1 tRNA gene is annotated in these 263 nt (G+C 42.6%); it reads right to left on the bottom strand.

From position 1 onward, the window contains the following. Window positions 1-75: transfer RNA gene (locus Q1B07_RS26940), tRNA-Gln, on the bottom strand. Window positions 76-263 lie beyond the last annotated feature (188 nt).

Genomic DNA, 263 nt, shown 5'->3' with positions numbered 1-263 from the left:
TGGCTGGGCTAGCTGGATTCGAACCAACGCATGACGGAGTCAAAGTCCGTTGCCTTACCGCTTGGCTATAGCCCAATGAAATAATGTTTTTTAAAACAATTTATTAAAATAACGACAAGAACTTAATGATAACACTTCATCAAGAATAAATCAAGTTGTATTTTTTACCATACACTCATTTAACATAATGGCGGTCCGGACGGGACTCGAACCCGCGACCTCCTGCGTGACAGGCAGGCATTCTAACCAACTGAACTACCGGA

Origin of the sequence: uncultured Metabacillus sp., assembly GCF_947503125.1 — a bacterium.
Lineage (GTDB): Bacteria > Bacillota > Bacilli > Bacillales > Bacillaceae > Metabacillus.
This window is presented reverse-complemented; position numbering and strand designations above follow the sequence as displayed.